At 69.3% G+C, this 22,219-nt stretch carries 19 protein-coding genes and 2 pseudogenes; 14 read left to right on the top strand and 7 right to left on the bottom strand.

The window, feature by feature from the left end; genetic code table 11:
* Window positions 1–265 precede the first annotated feature (265 nt).
* The 3 genes from AB0M82_RS00805 to AB0M82_RS00795 form a co-directional block, all read right to left on the bottom strand.
* Complete coding sequence (locus AB0M82_RS00805) at window positions 266–583, bottom strand: hypothetical protein (protein WP_364716176.1); 318 nt, start codon at window positions 581–583, stop codon at window positions 266–268.
* 255 nt (window positions 584–838) lie between these two features.
* Window positions 839–1,156, bottom strand: a complete 318-nt coding sequence (locus tag AB0M82_RS00800) for a hypothetical protein (protein ID WP_364716175.1) — start codon at window positions 1,154–1,156, stop codon at window positions 839–841.
* On the bottom strand, window positions 1,153–1,389 hold the full coding sequence (locus AB0M82_RS00795) for a helix-turn-helix domain-containing protein (protein WP_364716173.1): 237 nt from the start codon (window positions 1,387–1,389) through the stop codon (window positions 1,153–1,155). The genes AB0M82_RS00800 and AB0M82_RS00795 overlap by 4 nt, the downstream gene beginning before the upstream one ends.
* Before the next feature lie 27 nt (window positions 1,390–1,416).
* Here AB0M82_RS00795 and AB0M82_RS00790 point away from each other — a divergent pair.
* A pseudogene (locus AB0M82_RS00790) lies at window positions 1,417–2,214 on the top strand (alpha/beta hydrolase); the annotation flags it as partial.
* 374 nt (window positions 2,215–2,588) lie between these two features.
* Here the strand turns inward: AB0M82_RS00790 and AB0M82_RS00785 are convergent.
* The gene (locus AB0M82_RS00785) at window positions 2,589–3,212 is read right to left on the bottom strand and encodes a TetR/AcrR family transcriptional regulator (RefSeq protein ID WP_364716171.1); all 624 of its coding nucleotides are present in this window, start codon (window positions 3,210–3,212) and stop codon (window positions 2,589–2,591) included.
* Window positions 3,213–3,449: 237 nt separating this feature from the next.
* Between AB0M82_RS00785 and AB0M82_RS00780 the strand changes: the two genes are divergently transcribed.
* The 5 genes from AB0M82_RS00780 to AB0M82_RS00760 all read left to right on the top strand — a co-directional run bounded on the left by AB0M82_RS00780 (window position 3,450) and on the right by AB0M82_RS00760 (window position 8,377).
* Window positions 3,450–4,391 carry an alpha/beta fold hydrolase gene (locus AB0M82_RS00780; protein WP_364716169.1) on the top strand — a complete coding sequence of 314 codons (942 nt, stop codon included), beginning with the start codon at window positions 3,450–3,452 and terminating at the stop codon, window positions 4,389–4,391.
* A gap of 90 nt (window positions 4,392–4,481) precedes the next feature.
* Window positions 4,482–5,471 carry an NAD(P)/FAD-dependent oxidoreductase gene (locus AB0M82_RS00775; protein ID WP_364716167.1) on the top strand — a complete coding sequence of 330 codons (990 nt, stop codon included), beginning with the start codon at window positions 4,482–4,484 and terminating at the stop codon, window positions 5,469–5,471.
* 37 nt (window positions 5,472–5,508) lie between these two features.
* A complete protein-coding gene (locus tag AB0M82_RS00770; protein ID WP_364716164.1) occupies window positions 5,509–6,516 on the top strand; it encodes an NAD(P)H-binding protein in 1,008 nt (335 codons plus the stop codon).
* 197 nt (window positions 6,517–6,713) lie between these two features.
* Window positions 6,714–7,529 (top strand): oxidoreductase, encoded by an 816-nt coding sequence (locus AB0M82_RS00765; RefSeq protein ID WP_364716163.1) that lies wholly within the window; start codon window positions 6,714–6,716, stop codon window positions 7,527–7,529.
* A 5-nt stretch (window positions 7,530–7,534) separates the two neighbouring features.
* Window positions 7,535–8,377 (top strand): alpha/beta fold hydrolase, encoded by an 843-nt coding sequence (locus AB0M82_RS00760; RefSeq protein ID WP_364716161.1) that lies wholly within the window; start codon window positions 7,535–7,537, stop codon window positions 8,375–8,377.
* A 164-nt stretch (window positions 8,378–8,541) separates the two neighbouring features.
* On the opposite strand, the gene AB0M82_RS00755 is transcribed toward AB0M82_RS00760, so the two are convergent.
* Entirely contained in the window at window positions 8,542–9,162 is a 621-nt protein-coding gene (locus AB0M82_RS00755; protein ID WP_364716158.1) for a helix-turn-helix domain-containing protein, read from the bottom strand.
* A gap of 93 nt (window positions 9,163–9,255) precedes the next feature.
* Between AB0M82_RS00755 and AB0M82_RS00750 the strand changes: the two genes are divergently transcribed.
* The gene (locus tag AB0M82_RS00750; RefSeq protein ID WP_364716157.1) at window positions 9,256–10,080 is read left to right on the top strand and encodes an SDR family oxidoreductase; all 825 of its coding nucleotides are present in this window, start codon (window positions 9,256–9,258) and stop codon (window positions 10,078–10,080) included.
* 265 nt (window positions 10,081–10,345) lie between these two features.
* Here the strand turns inward: AB0M82_RS00750 and AB0M82_RS00745 are convergent, their stop codons facing one another.
* Window positions 10,346–12,937 carry a tetratricopeptide repeat protein gene (locus AB0M82_RS00745; RefSeq protein WP_364716155.1) on the bottom strand — a complete coding sequence of 864 codons (2,592 nt, stop codon included), beginning with the start codon at window positions 12,935–12,937 and terminating at the stop codon, window positions 10,346–10,348.
* A gap of 168 nt (window positions 12,938–13,105) precedes the next feature.
* Here AB0M82_RS00745 and AB0M82_RS00740 point away from each other — a divergent pair, with 168 nt between their 5' ends.
* From AB0M82_RS00740 to AB0M82_RS00730, 3 genes and pseudogenes are all read left to right on the top strand, one after another.
* Entirely contained in the window at window positions 13,106–13,447 is a 342-nt protein-coding gene (locus tag AB0M82_RS00740) for a hypothetical protein (protein ID WP_364716153.1), read from the top strand.
* A gap of 256 nt (window positions 13,448–13,703) precedes the next feature.
* Entirely contained in the window at window positions 13,704–14,888 is a 1,185-nt protein-coding gene (locus AB0M82_RS00735; RefSeq protein ID WP_364716151.1) for a hypothetical protein, read from the top strand.
* 97 nt (window positions 14,889–14,985) lie between these two features.
* Window positions 14,986–15,102: pseudogene (locus tag AB0M82_RS00730) on the top strand (SDR family NAD(P)-dependent oxidoreductase); the annotation flags it as partial.
* A 223-nt stretch (window positions 15,103–15,325) separates the two neighbouring features.
* On the opposite strand, the gene AB0M82_RS00725 reads toward AB0M82_RS00730, so the two are convergent.
* Entirely contained in the window at window positions 15,326–16,372 is a 1,047-nt protein-coding gene (locus AB0M82_RS00725) for a LacI family DNA-binding transcriptional regulator (RefSeq protein WP_364716150.1), read from the bottom strand.
* Window positions 16,373–16,498: 126 nt separating this feature from the next.
* On the opposite strand from AB0M82_RS00725, the gene AB0M82_RS00720 reads away from it, so the two are divergent.
* From AB0M82_RS00720 to AB0M82_RS00705, 4 genes are all read left to right on the top strand, one after another.
* A complete protein-coding gene (locus tag AB0M82_RS00720) occupies window positions 16,499–17,836 on the top strand; it encodes a ferredoxin reductase family protein (protein WP_364716148.1) in 1,338 nt (445 codons plus the stop codon).
* A gap of 105 nt (window positions 17,837–17,941) precedes the next feature.
* The gene (locus AB0M82_RS00715) at window positions 17,942–18,823 is read left to right on the top strand and encodes an ester cyclase (RefSeq protein ID WP_364716146.1); all 882 of its coding nucleotides are present in this window, start codon (window positions 17,942–17,944) and stop codon (window positions 18,821–18,823) included.
* A gap of 52 nt (window positions 18,824–18,875) precedes the next feature.
* Window positions 18,876–20,681 (top strand): protein-arginine deiminase domain-containing protein, encoded by a 1,806-nt coding sequence (locus tag AB0M82_RS00710; RefSeq protein ID WP_364716144.1) that lies wholly within the window; start codon window positions 18,876–18,878, stop codon window positions 20,679–20,681.
* A gap of 103 nt (window positions 20,682–20,784) precedes the next feature.
* On the top strand, window positions 20,785–22,056 hold the full coding sequence (locus AB0M82_RS00705) for an SGNH/GDSL hydrolase family protein (protein WP_364716142.1): 1,272 nt from the start codon (window positions 20,785–20,787) through the stop codon (window positions 22,054–22,056).
* Window positions 22,057–22,219 lie beyond the last annotated feature (163 nt).

Genomic DNA, 22,219 nt, shown 5'->3' with positions numbered 1-22,219 from the left:
TGGCCGTCCGCGGCCAGCGAGGAACGCAACATGTATCCGAGCACCAAGTGGGATGCAACGACTGCCGGGGGCACTGGCCGCCCTTCAGCCAGCGAGGACCGCAACGCACTGCGGTCCGAACTCCCCTGGAGGTGGACATGAAGCAGTCTTGGCTGCCCGCGGCCAGCGAGGATCGCAACGGTTCTATCCATCCATACTGCTGAATCCGTACCCGGACAGCGTTCGTCGTGAGTGCCGGACGAGGATCTCAAGAACGCCGACAAGATCACGTACGGACGGACATCCAGTGCCGGGCACCCGGGCTCCAGAGCGTGTGTTGCGCGGACAGCGCCGATGGCTCGAATGCCTCCGACCAGTCGGTGGTAATGATCCGGACATCTTGTCCGTGGAACAGCTCGTTCAGGACCGTGTTGTAGCGGTGGAGCACGATGTCGTACTCGGCGTCGGTGTCGGGACGCTTGGACCTGGGCAGGCTGTGGAATCGCACCCATCGGTCGTGATAGGCGTGTTTCAGGCCGTCGGCGAGCGGAGGGCACGCCGGCCACTGATGCTGCCATAGGGCCGACAGGTCGCCGTCCGGCATGTGCTCACCTTCTCCCGCTGGTACTCAACCGACTCTCGGCCCCACCGAGGGCGACCGAGCCCGCTGAACCTACGCGCGGAGTCATCCGTGCGCAGCTTGTTTGTCCGCTCTTCGGCAGTAGCGGACAGCCGCCGCATGGCCTGTGGCATGAGCGCGTGTTGTTCGTGCCAAGAGGTCCGATGGTGATCATTGCTGCAATGTCCGGGTCGGATCGCGGATCCGGGCCGCGCAGGTGGAGACGGTGGCAAAGGTCGGCTATTGCCTCGTTTCCGGCTGGAGTGCCTGCGCGGTCGGAAAGAGAATCGGGCTGAGCAGATAGGGCGCTCGGCCGGGCGCCGGCGTGTTGGCAACCGCGTGCCGCAGAACCCCGAGCATCGTGCGGGTCATCTCGGCGAGTTCGTCAGGGCTGAGCCAGAGCACGCCCTGCCGGTAGGACACCCCGTCTGCGGTCGGGTCGGCAGCGTCGCGGTCGAGGTAGGCGTTGAACTCGGCGATCAGGACGGCCATGGCGACGGCGAAGCCACGGCGGTGATCCTCCAACGTCATTGCGGCGGCCGCGTCAGCGTCGATCACGGGCCGGTCCTGGCGCAGTCGGTACCGGCGCTCGACAGCCCCGCGCACCCGCTGCTCGCCGGCGACCTCCAGGAAACCCCCGTCGACGAGGGGCGCACTTGCCGGTACACGGTCACCTTCGACACGTCGGGCAGGCCGGCGCACAACTGCGTGGTGGTGAGCTCCCGTCCACCGGACAGGGCCTGCACGATCCGCAGGCGGACGGGGTGCAGGAGCAGATCGACGGTGTTCATCCCCAAACTATTGACGGAGGAAGAGCCATGCGAGACGTCCCGGGGTGGCGGCTGCCCGTGAACGGCCGAACCGTCTACGTCGAGGAGTCCGGCCAGGGACAGGACTGGGTGGTCTTCGAGGCGGGCGGAGGCTGCGGCCGGACCTTCTGGGACCCGCTGCTGCCACTGCTGGCCGACACGGCGCGGCTGGTGGCCTACGACCGCGCTGGGCGCGCGCTCAGGGGACGCACCACCGGGCAGGTCGGCATCGATGACATGGCCTCGGACTTGGTCTCTATGACCGAGGCCGTCGTCCCGGGCGAGTTCCTGCTCGTCGCGCACAGCATGGGCGGGCTCGTCGCCCGCCGCGCCGCCGAACGCCTGGGGTCGCGACTGCGAGGGCTGTTGCTGGTCGACCCCACACCGGAGACATCTCCGGTGTACGACGCCTGGGACCAGACCACCAAGAAGATCGACCGCGCGCTGGCCGTGACGCAGGCGCTCAGTCGTTTCCGCCCGTTGGCCCGGCTGTTCAGCGCCAACGTCCGGCACTTGTTCTCCGCCGATACTTACCAGACCATGCTCGCCGAAAACTTCACCCCCGCCGGGACCTCCCAGACCCGCAAGGAGATGGGGGCGGTGGCCGCCGCTATCCCGCAGTTCCGCGCCCGGCCGCCCCAACTCCCGAAATGCCCGACGATCGTGCTGTCCGCGGCCCGCGCCGCCACAGGACGGGAACGCCAGAACGCCTCCATGAACGAACACCGGCGCCACTACGCCGATACCCTGCCCGACGGGCGCCACGAACAGGTCGCCTCGGCGCACTTCATCCAGGCCGAGCAACCACAACTCATCGTCACGCGAATTCAGCAAGTTCGCGATCGGCGCCAAGCGCATCGCCCCGCTCTGGCGGCTGCTGGCGGGCATCGCCGAGCAGGATTGGGCCGACGCGATCGACATGGACGGCGCCCAGGGATCTCCTCCTTGCCGGCGGCGCCGACCTGGGTGGCCACCTCGATCTGGTCGTGGCGCTGGGTTGTTCTGCGCCCGGGAACCGCAGCGCGCATGCGGTGGAGCAACTCGACGGGATGCGGGCGCAGTTCTTCGCCAACCGCCCAGACGACCGCCCTGCGGCGCGTAAACCTACTGGCCGTGTCTCCGGCGTCGCAGTGGGCTGACCGCATCAGATGCCTGTGCAACGAGGGCCGGCAGTGCCCTTCTCAGCGGTGGCGCGGGCGAGGCAACAATGCGAACGCGCTCTCCGCGATCGAGGTCAGGCGGGCGGGACTGTGGCCGGCCGCGCCGACGACATCGATTCCGCGGATGATGGTCAGCAGAAGGTAGGCAAGGTCGTCGGGATCCGCGTCGGGGGCGATGTCGCCGTTGCGCTGCGCCGCTCGCACGCACTCGGCCAGCGCTGTCGCGACCGCGGAGAAGCAGGCTTTGGCCGTGCGTTCCACCTCGGGGTCGGAGGCGCCGAGTTCCAGGGCCATTTTGGCGGCGAAGCAGGCCGCGGCCGCCCGGTCGGGGGCGGGGGGTACGTCGTCGGCGAGTGGCACCCCGTTGACGGCGCGGTGCAAGTACCTGCGCAGTCGTTCCAGGGCGCCCTCGTCCGGTCCGGCGAGCGCCTGCGGCGCAAACTGCCCCAGCCGGGCGAAGTACCCGGTCATCGCCTGTAGCAGTACGCCGTGCTTGCCGTCGAACGCGGCATAGAGGCTGCCGCGGCCCAGGCCGGTGGCGGCGCTGAGGTCGTCGACGCTCGTGCCGTTGTAGCCCGTGGTGCGGAACTGCCGCTCGGCGGCATGCAGGACGTGGTCGCGGTCGAAGCTTCGTGGTCTTGCCATACCCCGAAGGTAGCGCCGACCTGCCGTAGTTGACAACTCAGTACAGAACTCTGTAGGTTTATGACAGTTCAGTACATAACCATCCTGAGCTGGCCGGACAGGCTTGGTCCGGGCGTAGTGCGCAGCTCGGCGCAAGAACGAGCCAGCCGATGAAGGCTGCTTCGGAAACCAATACTTCGGAGGACCTCATGACCGCGGCCAGTACGGACAACACCGCACCGGAAGGCGCGATATCCCGTGATTGCCGCTGACGAGACGTTCGACGGCACGTGGCCGTATCCCGCCCGGTTCACCGAGGCTGCCGGCTTCCGTCAGCACTATGTCGACGAGGGCCCCGAGCGGCCCGGTCAGACGATCGTGATGCTGCACGGTGAGCCCACGTGGGGCTACGAGTGGCGCCACCTGATCGGGCCGCTGGCACGTCACCATCGGGTGGTCGTTCCCGACCACATGGGCTTCGGCAAGAGCGAGACGCCCCAGGATCGCACCTACGACGCGAGCGAACACATCCTGAATCTCGAATCGTTGCTCGTCGACACGCTCGACCTCACGGACATCACCCTGGTGGTCCGTGACTGGGGCGGCCCCATCGGCACCGGGTTCGCCTTGCGTAATCCCAGCCGGATCTCCCGGATCTTCGCGGTGAACACCGTGCTGCCGCTCGCCGAGGGCATCGACGATCTGATGAAGGCCAACGGCGCCGAGAGCCGGTGGTTCCAGTGGGCCCGCTCGGCGCTCGCGGACGGCTCGTTCGAGCAGATCCTCGGACACGCGGGTCACACCATCGCCCACCTGATGATCGATCTGCAACATATCGCCCGGCCGGATATCGCCACGCCGACCTGGATCCGCGCCTACTCCAGCCCCTTCCCCACCCCGGCGCAGAGCCGCGGGATCATCGCGTTCCCCCGGCAGGTCCTGGAGGGTCCGCAGGGCCCGCCGCCCGGCCCGCCGCCCATGGAAGCCGTCGCCGCGCTGCGAGACCTGCCGGTGATGCTGGCGGTCGGGATGCGCGACACCGCACTGCTGCCCGAGTACGTGATCCCGGCGTTCAAGCTCAGCTATCCCGGCGCACCAGTGGTCGAGATCCCGGGCTCCGGCCACTTCCCGACCGAGGACGCTCCCGAGACGCTGCTGGCACTGCTCGAACTGTTCCTGCAGACCTCCGCGCGCACCTGAAGGCCGATCAGTACAGAACCGCCCAACCACCCAGAACCTCGAAGGGTTGACCGAACCATGACTGATAAGGAAAGGCAGGAGGCCATGGCTGTGGCGACTTCTCCGTACGCGAGCGACGCACTGTCCGAGGGGACCGTCGACGCGGTGGTGATCGGCGGGGGCGCCGCGGGGCTGAACGGTGCGCTGATCCTCGCCCGCTCCCGTCGCTCGGTCGTCGTGATCGACAGCGGCTCCCCGCGCAACGCGCCCGCCGAGGCCGTGCACGGCTTCATCGTCTTCGACGGCACCCCGCCGTCGGAGATCCTTCGACGGGGCCGGGAGCAGGTGCGCCAGTACGGTGGACGCGTCGTCCACGGCGAGGTGGTCGCGGCCGAGCCTGCCGCCCCGTCGGCGGACGGGGACCTGCGGTTCACCGTCACCCTGGCCGACGGTCGCGGCATCACTGCCCGCCGCGTCCTGGTGGCCACCGGCCTCACCGATGTGCTGCCGGAGGTGCCCGGGCTCGCCGAGCATTGGGGGCACAGCGTGGTGCACTGCCCGTACTGCCACGGCTGGGAAGTGCGCGATGAGCCCATCGGTGTCCTCGCCACCGGACCGGTCTCCATCGGCCACGCATTGCTGTTCCGCCAGCTGACCGAGGACCTGACCTACTTCACCCACGGCACCGACCTGGACGAAGACAGCCGCGCCCGCTTCGCCGCCCGCGGCATCCGCATCATCGACACCCCGGTCACCGAGGTCGTCAACGACGAGGACGGTGCCCTCGCCGGAGTGCGCCTGGCCGACGGCCAGATCGTGGCCCGCCGCGTCCTCGCGGTCGCCGCGCCGATGCAGGCCCGCACCCAGGGCCTGGAAGGTCTGCGCCTGCCGGTGCAAGACGTGCCGAACAAGGGCCCCGGTTTCGCCTCCGGCACGGCCGGCACCACCGAGGCGCCGGGGGTGTGGGTGGCCGGCAACGCCACCGATCTGGTCGCCCAGGTCGGGGCCTCCGCAGCGGCCGGTGCACTGGCCGGCGCCGACATCAACAGGATGCTGGCCACCGCGGACACCGACGCGGCCCTCCAGCGATCGCCGAGGTAAGCCCAAAAGGGACCCCAACCATATGAAGGACACGACAATGACCGAGCGCAATCCCATCCTGATCACGGGCGCCGGCGGCCAAGTCGGTGGCGTGAGCAGGGTGATGGTCGACATGCTGCTCGAACAGGGCCACCCGGTGCGCGCGTTCGTGCGACGGGACGACGAACGCGCGCAGTCGCTGCGCGAGGCCGGGGCCGAGGTCTTCGTCGGTGACCTGCTCACACTCGCGGACGTGGCCGCCGCGCTGAAGGGTGTCAAGCGCATCTACTTCAGCATGACCCCGCAGCCGTACTACGCCGACGCCCTCACCTTGATGGCCGCGGCGGCGCGAGCCCAGGGCGACATCGAGGCCTTCGTGCACATGTCCAACTACGAGCAGTCGTACATGACGCTCGAGAAGATGACCACACCGGACGAGGAGCGGCGTTCCTGGCTCGGCGGACTGGTCACCGACTGGTCACCGCAGCAGCGGGCGCACTGGATCTGCGAGCGGGTGCTGGACTGGTCCGGCCTCCCGACCGTCAACGTGCGTGCGACCCTGTTCGCCGAGAACCCCCATCTGACCTGGATGCTCCTGGGCCCGCTGAGCAACGGTGAACTGCGCCTGCCCTTCGGCAACCAGCGGCTCGCGCCCATCGCCGTTCACGACCTGGCAGAGGTGTGCGTGAAGATACTGGCCGACCCCGCACCGCACATCTCGAAGTCCTACGCGCTCACCGGCCCGGAACTGAAGGACATGTACGGGTTCGCTGAGGACTACGCCGCCGTGCTGGGACGCCCGGTCACCTACATCCCCGAGGAAGTGGAGGCCTGGAACGAGGCCTTCATCGACGAGACCGTCCTGCAGGAGTCCCTCGGCGGCCCGGCCACGGCCCGGCACGTGGCGGCGCACCTGAAGACCCAGACCAGGCTGATCGCCAGCGGGCGGTACGACGTCCTCTCCGACCAACTGGAAACCCTGCTCGGGCACCCACCACGGACCATGCGATGGGCGCTGCAGAACAACACTCGCCTGCCCGAACTGGCGGCTGCCCCGAGCCACTGAGCGCTCCGGAGCAAAACACATCGTCTTGCCGCAGCAGCACGTCGGGCCCGAAGACCCCTCCATTCCCCAAGACCTGCGCGGCCTCGTGGCCTTCGTCCTTCCGGACGCGGACCAGGCCGGTGCCAACCGTGTCGACCTGAGCACAGGCGACCCGCACAGCGCACGACAAAGTCATGCCCACAACCAAAGGAACCACCATGCAGACAACTACCCCAGTAGCCCTCGTGACGGGCGCCTCCTCCGGGATCGGGCGGGCGGCCGCGCTCGCCCTCGTGAACGCCGGCTTCGCGGTGGTCGGCACGAGCCGCAACGCCGCGAACGCCCAGCCGCTCGCCGGGGTGACGTTCCTCGATCTCGACGTGGCCGGCGACGAGTCGGTCCGCTCCCTGGTCGAGGAGGTGATCGAGCGGTTCGGCCGGATCGACGTCCTGGTCAACAACGCAGGCGTGGGCGCGATCGGCGCCGGCGAGGAAAGCTCGATCAACCAAGCCAAGGAGGTCTTCGACATCAACGTCTTCGGCCTGATGCGGATGACAAACGCAGTGCTGCCCCACATGCGCGCCCACGGCAGTGGCCGCGTGGTCAACGTCTCCTCGATGATGGGTCGGGTCCCAGCGCCCTTCATGGCCGTCTACGCCGCCACCAAGCACGCGGTCGAGGGCTACTCCGAGTCCGTCGACCACGAGCTTCGCGAGCACGGCGTCCGGATGCTGCTGGTCGAGCCGACCTACACGAGCACGAGTTTCGAGGCGAGCAGCCTGGCCCCCGACTCGCCACTACCGCTCTACGCCGCGCAGCGGGAGGTCTCCCGAGACGTGCTGGCCACGGCCTTGCGCACCGCCGACGACCCCGCCGTAGTCGCGAAGGTGATCGTCACGGCCGCCACCGATTCCCAGCCCAAGCTCCGCTACCCCGCCGGCCCGATGGCCGCACGCGTCAGCCTCCTGCGCCGGTTCGTGCCCGCGCGCGCCTTCGACAAACAAATCCGCAAGCTCAACCGACTGGCCGGCTGACGCACATGGAATTCGAACACGTCACCTTCGACCTGCCACACGGCACCTTTCACGCGCTGCAGGGTGGCGATCCCGACGGCCAGCCGACGCTCGTCTTGCACGGCTTCCCCGACCATCCGCCGACCGCGAAGCCCTTCCTTGCCGAGCTCGGCCGCCGCGGACGTCACGTCCTCGCACCCTGGCTACGCGGCTACGCGCCGTCCCCCACCGCGGGGCCGTTCGACTTCGCATCCCTCACCAGCGACGCGCTCGCCCTGATCGACCGCTGGTCTCCCGGGCGAGCCGTGGAGCTGATCGGCCACGACTGGGGCGCCTTCATCACCTACGATGCCTGCGTCACCGCACCGGAGCGGATCGAACGCGCGGTCACGCTCGCCATCCCCCACCCACTCACGTTCCTGAGCCAGCCGCGCCTCGCTCAGCTACGCCGGAGCTGGTACATGGGGCTCTTTCAACTGCCGGGAAGCGGCTGGATCGCCACCGCCCACGATCTCGCCCTCATCGACCACCTCTGGCGTCAGTGGTCGCCCAGCCTCTCGCTCGATCCAGCTGTCCAGGCGGAGCTACACGAGCACCTGCGGGCGAGCATGCCCGCGCCCATCAAGTACTACCGAGCGATGCTGCGACCCGGCATGCTCGGGGCGGCGCGCCGCCTGTCTCGTCCGATCACGGTGCCCATGCTGCAGCTCCACGGTGCCGACGACGACTGCATCCTCCCCCCGCAGGCCGACGACCGACATCGGTTCGCCGCCCCGCACGCGCAGGAGATCGTCCCCGACGTCGGTCACTTCCTGCACATCGAGGCCCCCGAAGCGATCGCGGAACGGATCGCGACATGGGCCCAGTAGCGGATCACTCGCCCAAACCCGAAGAACGCCCTCACCAACTGGAAACGGAGGTGGTTCACCGCCGAAGACCTCGCCAAGCCCGGCAGCGACCACCTCGTGGACGCCGTTGTCACCCACGGCACCGCCGACTGGTCGCTGGGTTGCCCTTGGCGTTTGCGCGGGGGCTACTCGGTGATGGCGCCCATCGCGCGGTCGAGCAGCACAGGCAGTGGAACAGCTCCCTCGCAGGCCAGCCATCCCGTTGATGCTGCGTCAAGGCAGGCGAGGGCAGCTGCGACAAGAGCGGTCGGCCTGGGGTCCTCCGGCCGGTCAGGACTGGCCCCGAGTCGCCGGGTGATCTCCGGGATCATCATTTCCTGCCAGCGCAGTTGCTTTTCGTAGTGCCGGGCGCGCAGTGAGGGTGTGTCCTGGAGCATCCGCAGGTAGCTGAGGGTCTGCTTGGGTGCGGTCTCGTACCTGAGGGTCATCGCGTCGAACGCCCAGCGTAGCGCCTCCCAGGGCTGCTCCTGGTCGGGCCGGGCGGCGAGCGCGTCGGCGATCTGGCGGCCGATCTCCTCCAGGTCGCCCAGAACGATGTCTTCTTTCGTGCCGAAGTGCCGGAACAGGCTGGCGCGCGACAGCCCCGCCTCCGCGGCGATCTGCTCGACGGTCGTCCGGTCGAACCCTTGCTCGATGAAAAGCCGCAGCGCCACCTCCGTCACTTCGGCCCGGACCGTCGCTCGCATGCGCTCACGCAGCCCGGGCTTGGCCGCGGAGCGGGCAGCAGTACCGGTGAAATCAGTCATACCCGAAGGATACACGCAAGCTCAACTTGAAACGGAGTCTCAGTAAGAGTTACAGTCTCTGTGTAATACCTCGTATCGAGTAGGAGAGCTTCCATGAGCAAGATCTGGTTCATCACCGGTTCCTCGCGCGGCTTCGGCCGCCAGTTCGCCGAGGCGGCCCTGGAGCGCGGCGACAAGGTCGCGGCCACCGCCCGCAACACCGATTCCCTGAAGGACCTGCAGGCCGCCCACGGCGACGCGATCCTTCCGCTGACCCTCGACGTCACCGACAAGGCCGCCGCCACCGAGGCCGTCCAGCGGGCGCACGTCCACTTCGGCCGCCTGGACGTCGTGGTCAACAACGCCGGTTACGGCCTGTTCGGCACGGTCGAGGAACTGACCGAGCAGCAGGTCCGCGACCAGATGGAGACCAACTTCTTCGGCGCCCTGTGGGTAACCCAGGCCGCGCTGCCCCTGCTGCGCGAGCAGGGCAGTGGTCACATCGTGCAGATCTCCACCATCGGTGGCGTGATGACCTTCCCCAACCTCGGGGGCTACCACGCCTCCAAGTGGGCCGTGGAAGGACTGACCGAGTCCCTCGCCCAGGAAGTTGCCGGCTTCGGGATCAAGGTCACCCTGGTCGAGCCCGGCGGCTTCGCCACCGACTGGTCCGGCGCCTCCGCCACCTTCACCGAGCAGCTGCCCGCCTACGACGAGGTGCGCGCGGCCATGGCCGCCGGCTGGCAGGACATGAAGATCGGCGACCCTTCCGCGGCCGGACCCGCACTGTCGAAGATCGTCGACGCCGACACCCCGCCCCTGCGCGTCTTCTTCGGCACCGCGGGCCTGGACATGGTGCCCCACGTCTACGCCGAGCGCCTCAAGACCTGGCAGGACTGGGCCGACGTCTCCGCGCTGTCCCAGGGCGACCCGGCCTGAAACCCCAGCCAGGTGAGTGCCCGTTCCCGAACCGCCGATAACAAGGCGTAGGTGGCGCTGGCCTGTCAGGGGCGGCGCGGCATTGGAGCTTCACGCGGACACTGATGATCGTGGCTGACGTTGGTCCACTGTGGACCAGGTTTGCGTCCAGTGCGTCTCTGATAGGGCTCCGTTGCTGGAGGAGTGCCTGAGACACTGCGCGGCGGCGCGCAGATCCGGTGAGCTTGCCCGCTGAACCCTCGGTTCCGTCTGTGGGAGCCGGCGATCACCGGGTGCTGTCGAGCGTGGTCGCCCGGCAGCGTTGTGCGTCGGTGGCGAGGTGGGCGCGGACCTCGTCGGCTTCGGGCATGCCGAGATCGATATAGAGGGTCAGCGCGCTCCGGTAGTGCCGCCGGGCTCGAGCGGCCCTGCCGAGCGTGTGCTCGGCGTTGCCGAGGCCGGTGTGGGCGCGGGCCTGCTCGTCGCGGAGGCCGAGGTCGACCGCGATCGCGTGCGCGGCGGAGTGATGGGTCAGGGCATCGGCCGGGCGGCCGGCGGTGTGGTCGGCTTCGCCCAGGCCGTTGAGCGCGCTGGCTTCGCCGTTGCGGTCGCCGATCTCGCGGAACAAGGCGACGGCCTGCTGGTGCTGCCCGGTGGCCAGGCCGAGATGGGTGTGGAGAGTGCCGAGGTGGTTCAGTGCCCAGGCCTCGCCGACGGGGTTGGCGAGCTGCCGGTACTGGGCCAGCGCCTGCTGGAGGTGTTCGCTCGCCGCCGCGTACCAGCCCAGTCGCAACTCGACCTCGCCGAGGCTGGTCAACGCCCAGGCTTCGCCGGTGCGGTCCTCGAGCCGCCGGAAGAGAGCGAGCGCCTGGGCGAGGTGGTCGGTGGCCGGCTCGGTGCGGCCCAGCTGGCCTTCGACGTCGCCGAGGTTGGTCAGGGCATGGGCTTCGCCGGTTTGGTGGCCTGTCTGCTGGAACAGGGCCGCGGCTTGCATGTGGTGGTCGGCGGCGGGCTGGTTGTGGCCCAGCGTTCCCTCGACGACGCCGAGGTTGGTCAGGGCGCGGGCTTCGCCCGCCTGGTCGCCGGCCTGCCGGAACAGCCGCAGGGCCTGGCGGAGGAGTTCTGCAGCCGGTTGGTAGCGGCTCAGGCTCATCTGGATGACGCCGACGCTGGTCATTGCCTGGGCTTCTGCCTGCGGGTCGCCGGCGTGCCGGGCTGCGTCGCGGGCGTGACCGAACACGGCCAGGGCGTCGGTGAAGTACCCGCCGCTGAGGTATCGGAACAGGGTGGCGGCGAGCCGGGCGGTGTGGCCGGGCCAGCCGTGGGCGGCGGTGTGGGCGGTGACGGCGACCAGGGCGACCCGTTCGGTGTCCAGCCAGGCCCGGGCGCGATCCGGCTCGGTCAGATCCGGCACCGGCTTGGCGGCCTGGTCGGCCAGCGGCCGACGGTTCGTCTCGGCCGGGTGCAGCGTGTCCATCGCGGCGGTGGCCGCCGCGAGGTAGAAGTCGAACAGGCGAGTCAGCGCCGCGCGACGCGTGGGCGGCGGGTCTTGGTCACTCGCCCGGCCGGTGGCGTAGGCACGGACCAGGTCGTGGAGGGTGTAGCGGCCCGGGATGTCCTGCTGGAGCAGGTGGTCTCGGCACAGGCGGTCCAGAAGCGCTGGTGCGGTGGGCAGGTCGCTGTCGGCCAGCGCCGCGGCGGCGTGGGCGTCGAGGTCCTGGCCGGGGTGCAGCGCCACCAGCCGCAGCAGTCGTTGCTCGTCGGCGGGCAGGTACCGGTAGGACACGTCGAAGGCGAGTTCCACGCCGGTGTCCAAGCGCCGGTCCCGGTGCCGCTCGTCGAGCCGGTCGGCGTGGTCGGTGAGGGTCCAGCCAGGCATGCTGCGGATGTGCCCGGTGATCAGCCCGAGCGCGAGCGGCAGGTGGCCGCAGCGGCGGGCGATCCGGACCGCGGCGTCCGGGTCGTCACCGGCCGGAACCCCGGCCGCGGCCCAGGTCAGGAAGGCCGCGGCCTCGTCGGGGGTGAACACGTCCATCGTCAGGTGCACAGCGGGGTGCAGGCCGGTGAGGTCGCGACGGCTGGTGACCAGTACCGGGCAGCCTGGCGTCTCCGGCAGCAGCGCGCGGGCGTGGCCGGCGTCGGCGGCGTTGTCCAGCACGACGAGCGTCCGGGTGCCGGCCAGCCGGGCTCGGTAGGCAGCGGCCCTGGCGGCCAGGTCGTGCGGGATCTGCTGCCCGGATACACCCAGCAGGCGCAGGAATCCGTCCAGCACCGCGGCCGGCTCGGCCGGTGGCTGGGCCGGATCGGGGTGGACCCCGCGCAGGTTGACGAACAACACCCGGTCGACCAGCCCGTCCCGGACCAGCAGGTGCCCGGCGCGCACGGCGAGCCGGCTCTTGCCGATCCCCGCCATCCCGGTGATCGTCACCGCGCCGCCCTCGGCGCAGGCCCGGCGGAGCCGCTCGAGCTCAGTAGTCCGGCCGGTGAACCCGGCCAGGTCGGCCGGCAACTGGTCTTGAACCCGCACCTGCGATCCCGCTTTGGCCTGTGCGCCGATTACCTGCAGCGCCTGCCGCCACTGCGTCACGTACCCGAGGTCCGGGTGCAGCGCGGTCGCCACGGCGAGCACGAGGTCGGTGTTGACCCGCCGCCGGCCGGTCCGGAAACAGTCGGCGACGGTGGTCTTGCCGGTCAGCTCGGCTTGGGGCCTGCCTTCGGCCAGCCACGCCGTGTTCACGCGGTCCTTGATCGTTTGGTAGGACGGGTCTCCGGCCCAGATCTTCAGTGACCGCAACGCTTCGATCAGCTCGTCGAGCGAGCCGGCGCGGCCGGGATCCGGTGGGACGAGGAACGCACGGTCCGCCGGTGGCACACTCATCACAGCCCCCTTCACCCCGAACTATCGGGGATGTCCGGGGCGTTGTTAACAATCCGGCTGGTCTTGCGTCCGGAATCGTTCGGGATTGCGCCGCGGACGCCGCCGTGGGTCAACGCTCGGAGGCAGGCAGGAAAGCCCATTGCCGACCGACCGGAGGCTGACCCGATCATGAAGACGACCACCCGCACACTCGCGCTCATCGGTACCGCGGCGCTGGCGGTGACCCTGGCCGCCGCCACACCCGCTGCCGCCACGCCGGCCGGCCACAAGTGCCTGGTATTTCACGAAATTTACCAGCAGCCGGTCGCAGCGATCATCGCCGACGCCGAAGCCCCCGAAAACCCGGCCTGCGGCGTAAGAACGATCACGCTCGAGGTCTGGCGCAATGGCGTTCGCGTCTCCTCCCAGTCCGGTTGGGTCGCGTTGAACTTCCGGTACGACTGCATCACCACGACGCCCACCGAATGGCGTACCAACTGGGACGGGCCGCAGATCTTCAACTGCGGCTGAGCCAGGCCCGCGAAACGTCTCAGGACCGACATTCGCCGACGGGCTCGCGTGGATGCCCGGCGGCCCGCTCTGGCTCAGGCTTGGCATCGGCCGCAAACGTTCGCCGATTGAGCACACTCGAACAGCATGAAGATGATTTCGCAGCCGCTGTCACCGCTCAAGCAGCCGCGCGGCGCAGCAGATCAGAGCTCTGTCACCGTCCCCTTCCGGACCGCGGCAAGCGACCGGATCAACAATGACAATCAGGAGATCGCACATGTTCAGTCGACGCAGATTTCGTCGGACTGTCATCGGCCCGCTCGTCGCCGGCACCGCCATGATCGGGGCTGCCGGGCTGACCGCTGTGCCGGCGCACGCCGCTCCGGCCGGCGTCGCCGTGGTGCTGCGCGGGTCCGTGCTCACCGTCACCGGCGACGCGGGGAACAACGGCCTCGTAGCAGGCAGAACCCCGGCCGGCACCATCACCCTCAACGGCGCCGTCGTGTTGGGCGGAACCGCAACGACCGCCAACGTATCACTGATCCACATGGATGGCGGAGCCGGCGACGACACCCTGAAATTCGATGAGACCAACGGCGTCATGCCACAGGGGGAGTTCATCGGCGGCGACGGACGCGACAAAATCACCGGTGGTTCGGGCGCCGACAACATTGTCGGAGGCCCTGGCAACGACAGGGTGGTCGGGGGCCCCGGCAACGACACAGTGAGCCTGGGCGCGGACGCCGACGAGTTCACTCTCAACACCGGCGACGGCAACGACCACCTCGATGGCGGCGCCGGGACCGACAGCCTGATCGTCAACGGATCCCCCACGATTCCGTCCTTCATCGAATCTGTCTTCGTCAGCGCAAACGGACCACGGACAACGGTGCACCGCGTCCAGCCCACCGCCCCGAGCACCGTGATTCAGGACGTGATGGACGTCGGTGGAGTCGAGCAGGTGAAGCTGAACCTGGCCTCCGGCCCGACCGATGCGCGCCCGAACACGGTGGCCGTCGAGGGGCTCGGCACCGACATCAGCGTGATGCGGGTCGACCTCGGCTCCTTCGTCAATCCCAATCCCGGCTTGCGGAACCTATTCAATATCGCCGGCACGGACGGCCCGGATCGGATCAGGATCAGCGGCACGTCGGCCAAGGGCGTTTCGGTGAGCGGGGCCGGGTCCGGGGCCGTACTGGTCACCGGCGCGCAGTTTTTCGCGGTGCGCGGAAATGCCGGCGATGACGTCATCGATGCCGGCGGGCTGACCGCCGGCACGGTCGAGACTCTCATCGAGAGCGGCGATGCCAGTCCGATTCTGACACCCGGAGGCAACGATACCTTGATCGGTACCCCGGGCAACGACGAGCTGTTCGGCGGCGTCGGTGACGATCGGCTCGAGGGCCGGGGCGGCAACGACATCCTCGATGGCGGTACCGGAAACAACGTCATCATCCCCTGAGGTATCCGCGCGACAACGCTGAGCCGGTTCCTTTGGGACCGGCTCAGCCGGGTATGTCGACCGTCGCTGATCTTGCCGATGATGCCGTCGTTCAGGCGTGGTGCTGCCGCTGCGCGTGGACGTCACCGATCGAGTGCAGGTGTTCGACGCTGTCGTGGCCGCCCAGGAGCGGTTCGGCCGGCTGGATGTGGTGGTCAACAACGCCGGGACGCTGGTGACGAAGCCTGCCATCAGCGAGGTCGGGATCTTCGGTCGACGGCGAGCCGGTTTCCTCCGAACCGCCGAGCTGTCGGTCGCGCTCTCCCGCCTGTACTTCCTGTAGACCGCACGCAAGAAGTTCGTTGACAGCAGGCCTGGCGATGCGCCCGGGCAGGTGGCGGTTCGATGGCCGGCCACGGCTTGTCGTGAGTGGTAAAGAGGTTAACCCTCTTTACCACTCACGACCGGCGTTCGGCGGCCGCGTGCCGGGTGGACCGGCGAGGGACCAGCTCCGGCTGCACGAGACGACGTCGATCCGCCCCGGTGCGGGCGTTGATGAGGGCGAGCAGCAGGTCGACCGCCTCCTCGCCCACCCGGTCCGGACGAAGGCTGACCGTGGTGATCGGCGGGGTCGTCGTCGCGTAGTCCGGATCCTCGCTGACGCACGCCACCAGCAGATCCCGCGGTACCCGGAGCCCGTGGTGCCGGGCCGCGGCGAGGATGTTGTGACCGGAGTCGGAATAGACCCCGATGACGGCGTCCGGTCGTGGAACGCGGCCGAGCAGCCGGCCGGCCGCGTCCCGTTCGGCCGTGAAGTAGTCGGGCAGCGAGGCGTACTCCTCGACGAGGGCGGGCACGTCACGTTCGGCGCACCAGGATGCGTAGGCGCGTCCGATCAGGAGCGGGTAGGCGTCGTCGTGCCGGGGCAGGGTGAGCCCGATCCGCCGGGCGCCGGCGTCGGTGAGGTGGTCGAGCAGGAGGCGCAGGGCCACGTCGTGGTCGGGGTCCACCCACGCGTCGCCCCAGCGCGGCCGCGGCGGCCTGCCGTCGCTGACCATCGGGATGCCACGCTCCCGCAGCAGGGCACACACCGGGTCGTCGGCGCGCGGTGCGACGTGGATGACGCCGTCCATCGGCGTGTTGAGCCACATCCACGGCGCCAGCGAACTCGGCAGCACCGTGAGCAGGTAGCCGCGCTCGTGCGCCGCCGCCATCGCGCCCAGCGTCAGTTGGGCGTAGTAGGGGATCTCGGTGTAGGCGACGGGGAGTTCGCCGTACGTCGTCATCGTCAGGCCGAGCACTCCCGTGTTGCCGCAGGCCACGGCCTGGGCTGTGCTGGCAGGGGCGTAACCGAGTTCGCGTGCCGCGGCGAGCACACGCTGCTTGGTCGCCTCGGAGAGCCGTCCGGTGCCGTTGAGCGCGTTCGACACCGTGGCCGTGGACACTCCGGCCCGTGCGGCCACGGCCCCGAGCGTGGGCCGCTGCCAGACACCCGGGTCCTTCATGTGTCTCCCAACGCCCGCGTGCGACCGCTTGTGGTTAAGCCGTTAATCACCCAACCTACCGGCGACGGCGGGCGGGACGGCCGCCAGGCGCCGGGCCGAGTGTGTGCTGTGGACAAGAGGGAAGTGATGGGAGCAACGATTTCCACCGTGCGGCAGCGCACCGTGCCTCCGGTCGTCGCGGCGCGGGCGGCGCTGTGGACGTTCGTCATCGTCAACCTGGTGATCGTCGAGGCCCTCTTCGTCGCTGGCGGGACCGGCAAGAACGGGGTGCTCACGGTCGCCAAGTTCTTCGGCCTGCACGCCGCCGTGCTGATGCTGTTCCAGCTGCTGCTGGTGGCACGGCTGCCGTGGCTCGACCGCCGGATCGGCATGGATCGGTTGACGGTGTGGCACCGGTGGCTCGGCTTCACGCTGCTGTGGACAATTCTCACCCACGCCGTGCTGGTGGTGCTGGGCTACGCGCGGCTCGACGGCGCGCCGGCGGTGAAGACGTTCTTCGCCTTGGCCGGAGTACCGGCCTCCCTGCTTGGAATATGCGCCGCGACGATCGTCGTCGTGGTGGCCGTGGTCTCCGCCAGGTACGTGCGCCGTCGGCTGCGCTACGAGACCTGGCACGGGGTGCACCTGCTGCTGTACCTGGCATTGGGGCTGGCGTTCGTCCACCAGCTGCTGGAGACCACGACGTTCAGTTCGTCCGTGCCCGCGAAACTGTACTGGTGGCTGCTGTGGCTGTTCTCCTTCGGGGCCTTGGTCGCGGGGCGGATCGTGGTCCCGCTGTGGCGCAACCGCTATCACCGGTTCGAGGTCACAGCGGTCGTGCCGGAGTCGGACGACGTCGTGTCGGTGCACGTGACCGGCCGGCACCTCGACCGGCTCCCGGTCCGGGCCGGCCAGTTCTGCATCTGGCGGTTCCCCGGCCACAACGGCTGGTGGCTGGCGAATCCGTTCTCGTTGTCGGCGGCGCCTGACGGCCGCACGTTGCGCCTGACCGCCAAGGCGGTCGGCGCCACCAGCGCCGGCCTGCGGCACGTCCCGGTCGGGAGCCGCGTGTTCGTCGAGGGGCCGTACGGGGCGTTCACGTCGTTGCATCGAACGCGGCCGGGCGCGCTGCTGATCGCCGGGGGCGTGGGGATCACGCCGATCCGGGCCCTGCTGGAGGAGGAATCGGCAGGGGATGTCGTCGTGCTCTACCGGGTGCGAAGCGAAAGCGACGCCGTGCTGGTCGACGAGGTTCGAGCCTTGGTCGCGGACCGCGGCGGGCAACTGCACCTGCTCACCGGCCGCACGGGAGAGGGAACGTCGCCGTTCGAGCCGGACAGTCTCCGTGCCCTGGTACCCGACATAGCCGAACGCGACGTGTACGTCTGTGGCCCGCCCGCGATGACCTCGGCCGTCCTCGGCACCCTACGCAGGCTGAAGGTTCCCGGCCGGCAAGTGCACTCCGAGCGGTTCGGCCTGGCCTGACGAGCGGGGCGGCGGGCGCGATCGGAGAACAGCGATGTGAAAACAAATGGTGACGTCGGCCGAGGAAGGCCGGCGGTCCTTTCCGACCGTACACAGGAGACTCGAGTGGGATACCGGAAGACCCTTCCCTGGCTCGTTGCCGTGGCCTTCTTCACGACCGCGTGCAGCGGCGCGTCCGGCGCCGGCCCGGCCGCCGCGACCGGTACGTCGTCAGCGTCCGAGGCGCAAAACAAGGCGCTCGTCCTGCGCCTGTACTCAGAGGCGTTCAACCAGGACAAGACCGACGTGGTGAAGGAACTCGTCGGAGCGGACTACGTGCAGCACGACAAGTCGGTGCCCGGCGGAGCCGACGGTCAGGTCAAGCAGTTCCAGGACCTCAAGGCGAAGATCCCCGGCGCGGTGGCGACGGTCAAGCGCACGGCCGCCGACCGCGATCTGGTGGCCGTGCACTGGCACGCGTCGGCCACCCCGGCGAACGAGGCGACCGGCGAGGCCAAGGTCGACCTGTTCCGGGTGGGCAACGGCAAGCTGGTCGAGCACTGGAGCATCACGCAGACCGTGCCGGCGACGACGGCCAGCGGCAACTCCCTGTTCAGCGACCAGTACCAGTACCCGAACGGGGCGCCGACCCTGTCCGAGGAGCAGGAGGAGAAGAACCGGACGTTCGCGGTCGAGGCCTACCGCAAGCTCTCCGACGGTGACGCGACGGTGATCGACACCAGCTGGGATCCGCGGTACTACCAGCACAACCCGGCGGCCGCGAACGGAACGGACCCGCTCAAGCAGTTCATGCAGCAGCAGGGCGTCACCCCGCCCAGCGGTACCCCCAGCACAGCCACCAGGACCGGGACTCAGTTCGGCAACACCCTCGCCGACGGCGACCTGGTGTGGGTCTTCAGCTCCGACTACGTCGTCGCGGACATCTTCCGCGTGGTCGACGGAAAGATCATCGAGCACTGGGACGTCGTCGCCGATGGCCAGCAGTAACCCGGGAGGAAAGACCCGTCTGAGCCGCAAGACTCTGACCATCGTCACCGTCGTGGTTCTTGCCGTGTCGGCCGTCGGTGCCACCGTGGTCATCAACGCCGTGGGACGATCCGGGGACGGTGTCCGCATCGTCGCCGACGTGGACCGTGACGGAGTCGTCGACGAGCCGATGCGGGTTGGCACTCAGAGTGATGGCGCCCTGGTGCTGCCGAACATCGGTGTGAGCGGCGTCGGCTGCCCTGACACGCGCAGCACCGCCAGTGACAATCAGCTCGAGGCGTGTCATGACGCCGCGGACTACACCGCGCACGCCCCGCAGAACCTCGCGCCCGTACGGATCCTCCCGTTCACCGCGGCATCCGACCGGGCGACGGGGACGCTGTGGGTCGACGGCGACCCCCCGGGGCGGATCCGCGTCTTCCGCAAGGCTGGTGACGCGTGGACGTTCCTGAAGTCCGGCACGACGTTGACCGCGCAGGACCTGCGGTCTGGGGTAGAGCTCGGGGTCGACTCCCGCGACATCGTGCGGGACAAGGCGGTCTGGGACGGCCGGTTCACCCTGCGGGTGGAGGTGTCCGACGGAGACCGTACGTCGTCCGACTCGGTGCGCATGGTCGTCGCACCCTTGATCCTGCACAACCACACCGAGCGCGCCACGACCCTGTTCGTCCCGCGCAGCGCAGACAACGCCGCCCATCAGAAGTTCGTCCGGGACCTCGGCGACGCGGCGGCGAAGGCCGGCGGCGTCAAGCTGACGACGTTGGCCACCGAGGACACCTGGGCGCAGGATTTTGTGGAGTTCGGGTATGTGTCGATGCCGGGCCCAGGCGGCGCGACCCGGGCCATCGAGATCGCGATCCGTTCGGGCCAGCCCGGCCGGGTTGGTGGCCGGGCGGTCTTCGACCTGCGGGGTCCCGGGTTCGGCGCGGTGCAGACCGGCGGTAAGGGCTATCACCAGGTCGCCTCGTTCGGCAACCTCGAGACGATCCCCCCGTACGAGCACAACGGCCGGTCGTTCCCGGCCGGGCGGATCATCCACGGCGACGCGGGACCGGGCGCGAACCTGGGCGAGCAGGCCCTCACCCTGTTCGCGTCGCAGGGCATCCAGGACCCGCTGAAACTGGACACGTCATGGCTGTTCATCGGGCACGTCGACGAGTTCGTCCAGTTTCTGCCCGCGGACAATCCGCGCGGCTGGACGATCGCGGTCGCCGACCCCCGGGCGGGCGTCGAGCTGCTGCGGACGATACAGGCCGCCGGACAAGGCGCCGTACGCGCCACCAGCCACAAGGATGCCCCGAACGTGACGGTCGCCCAGCTGCTGGCCGACGAGAAGTTCGTGGCCGGCAACACCGAAGCGGCCGACGCGATTGACCGGAACCTGAAGATCCTCATGGACGAAACCGGAGTCCAGCGCAACGAGGTGATCGGTGTCCCGGCGTTGTACAGCAAGGACGGTCTCGGATTCGGCGGCATGCCGCCCGGCAACCTGCCGCCCGGCTTCCCACCACAGGCCGGGAACGCGGCAAATACCTACGCGCCCGACCGTCCGTTCGACGCGGCGACGGCCCAGGACGATCCGATCGAATACGGCAAGGGCTCGTTCGGGGCGTACCTGCCGGGTGCGGTCAACGGCATCGTCGTCGACCGCACGCACTACCTCGCCCCACAGCAATGGGGGCCCGTGGTCAACGGCCGTGACGTGTTCGCGGACGCCGTGGAGCGTGCCTACCGCAAGGTGGGCATGCAGGTGAGCCACATCGACGACTACAACAGTCACCACACCGGGGGCGGTGAGATCCACTGTGGGTCCAACGCGGTCCGCATGGTCAGCAAACCGTGGTGGACCAAGATCTGAGCCGCACCGCACTGAGAATGGCCACCCGTCGGGGAGCGGTAAATGGCGCCGGCATTCCTCGAGGATCACCATACCGACGGACATCATGAGGGGGTAAGCATCCATGATCCAGTATTTCCGGGGCCGGCTTCTCGCGGTGTTCACCGGTCTGGTCGCACTTGTCGTGGCGCTGCCGGCGGACGCTCCGCCCGCCGCCGTGCAGCCGGGTCCGGCGGGCGGCCAGTGGACCGCGACCTGGTCCACCTCGATGGTCGCGGCCACGCCCGATATCTTCGGCATGCCCAACTGGTCCGGCGGGTTCAGCGACCAGTCGGTGCGCCAACCGGTCCGGGCCAGCCGGGGCGGATCGGCCGTGCGGATCCGGATCTCCAACGTGTTCGGCACCGGGCCGCTGCGGTTGACCAGCGCGTCGATCGGGCGGGCCGGGGCGGGCGCCGCCGTCCAGCCGGGGACGTTACAAGCACTGTCGTTCGGCGGTACCGGGTCGACCACCGTGCCGGCAGGCCGGGAGCTCGATTCCGACCCGGTGCCGTTGACCGTCGCTGCGCTCGAACGGCTGACCGTGACGTTGTACTTCGCGGCGCCCACCGGACCGGCGTCGTTCCACCCGTCCGCGATCGCGACCTCGTACCGGTCCGCCGGCAACCATCTGGCCGACCCGGCCGCGCAGGCGTTCGGCGAGACGTCGCAGTCCTGGTACTACCTGTCCGGGCTGGATGTCACCGGCGCGGCGCCGAGCGGTGACCGAGGCGCCGTGGTGGCGTTCGGCGATTCCATCACCGAAGGGTCTGGGTCGACCCCCGACGCGGACAACCGCTACCCCGACGAGTTGGCGAAGCGGCTCGTCGCGGCCGGCCGCGGCCTCGGCGTCGCCAACGCGGGCATCAGCGGCAACCGGCTGCTCACCGACGCGGACGGGATGGGTGACCGTGCGACCGCCCGGTTCCAGCGAGACGCGCTCGGCCGGCCGGGCGTCCGGTCCGTCATCGTCCTGGCGGGAGTCAACGACCTCGGCGTCGGCGTCGGCACAAGCGGCCGGCCGCCGACGCCGGCCCAGCTGATCGGCGGTTACCGGGCCCTGATCGCCGCCGCGCATGCCCGCGGCGTTCGGGTGCTGGGCGCGACCATCCTGCCGTTCAAGGGAGCGACGGATCAGGGCTATTACACCGAGCGAGGCGGGCAGGTACGCGCCGCGGTCAACAACTGGATCCGTACCAGCGGCGAGTACGACGCCGTCGTGGACCTCGCCCGCGCGCTCGCCGACCCGGCCGATCCTGACAAGCTGCGGGCCGAGTACGACTCCGGGGACGGCTTACACCCCAACGATGCCGGCATGCGGGCGATGGCGAACACGATCGATCTCAACCGCCTGTAGCGCTGATCGTTCGCGGTCGGTGAGCCGCCCCCGGCACGGCCGGTGCTTCGACCCGCTTGGCCCTGCTGGCGGCGCGGGGGAGTGCACGCCGCGCCGGTCGGAATCGTGGTCGACGGCGAACCCCAGGGGCGCGACGGCGTAGCCCGTCCTGAGCCGAAGGTGG

The sequence above is a fragment of the Amycolatopsis sp. NPDC051128 genome (assembly GCF_040682715.1).
GTDB lineage: Bacteria > Actinomycetota > Actinomycetes > Mycobacteriales > Pseudonocardiaceae > Amycolatopsis.
Note: the sequence above shows the minus strand (reverse complement) of the source record. Positions and strands in the feature narration are given on the sequence as shown.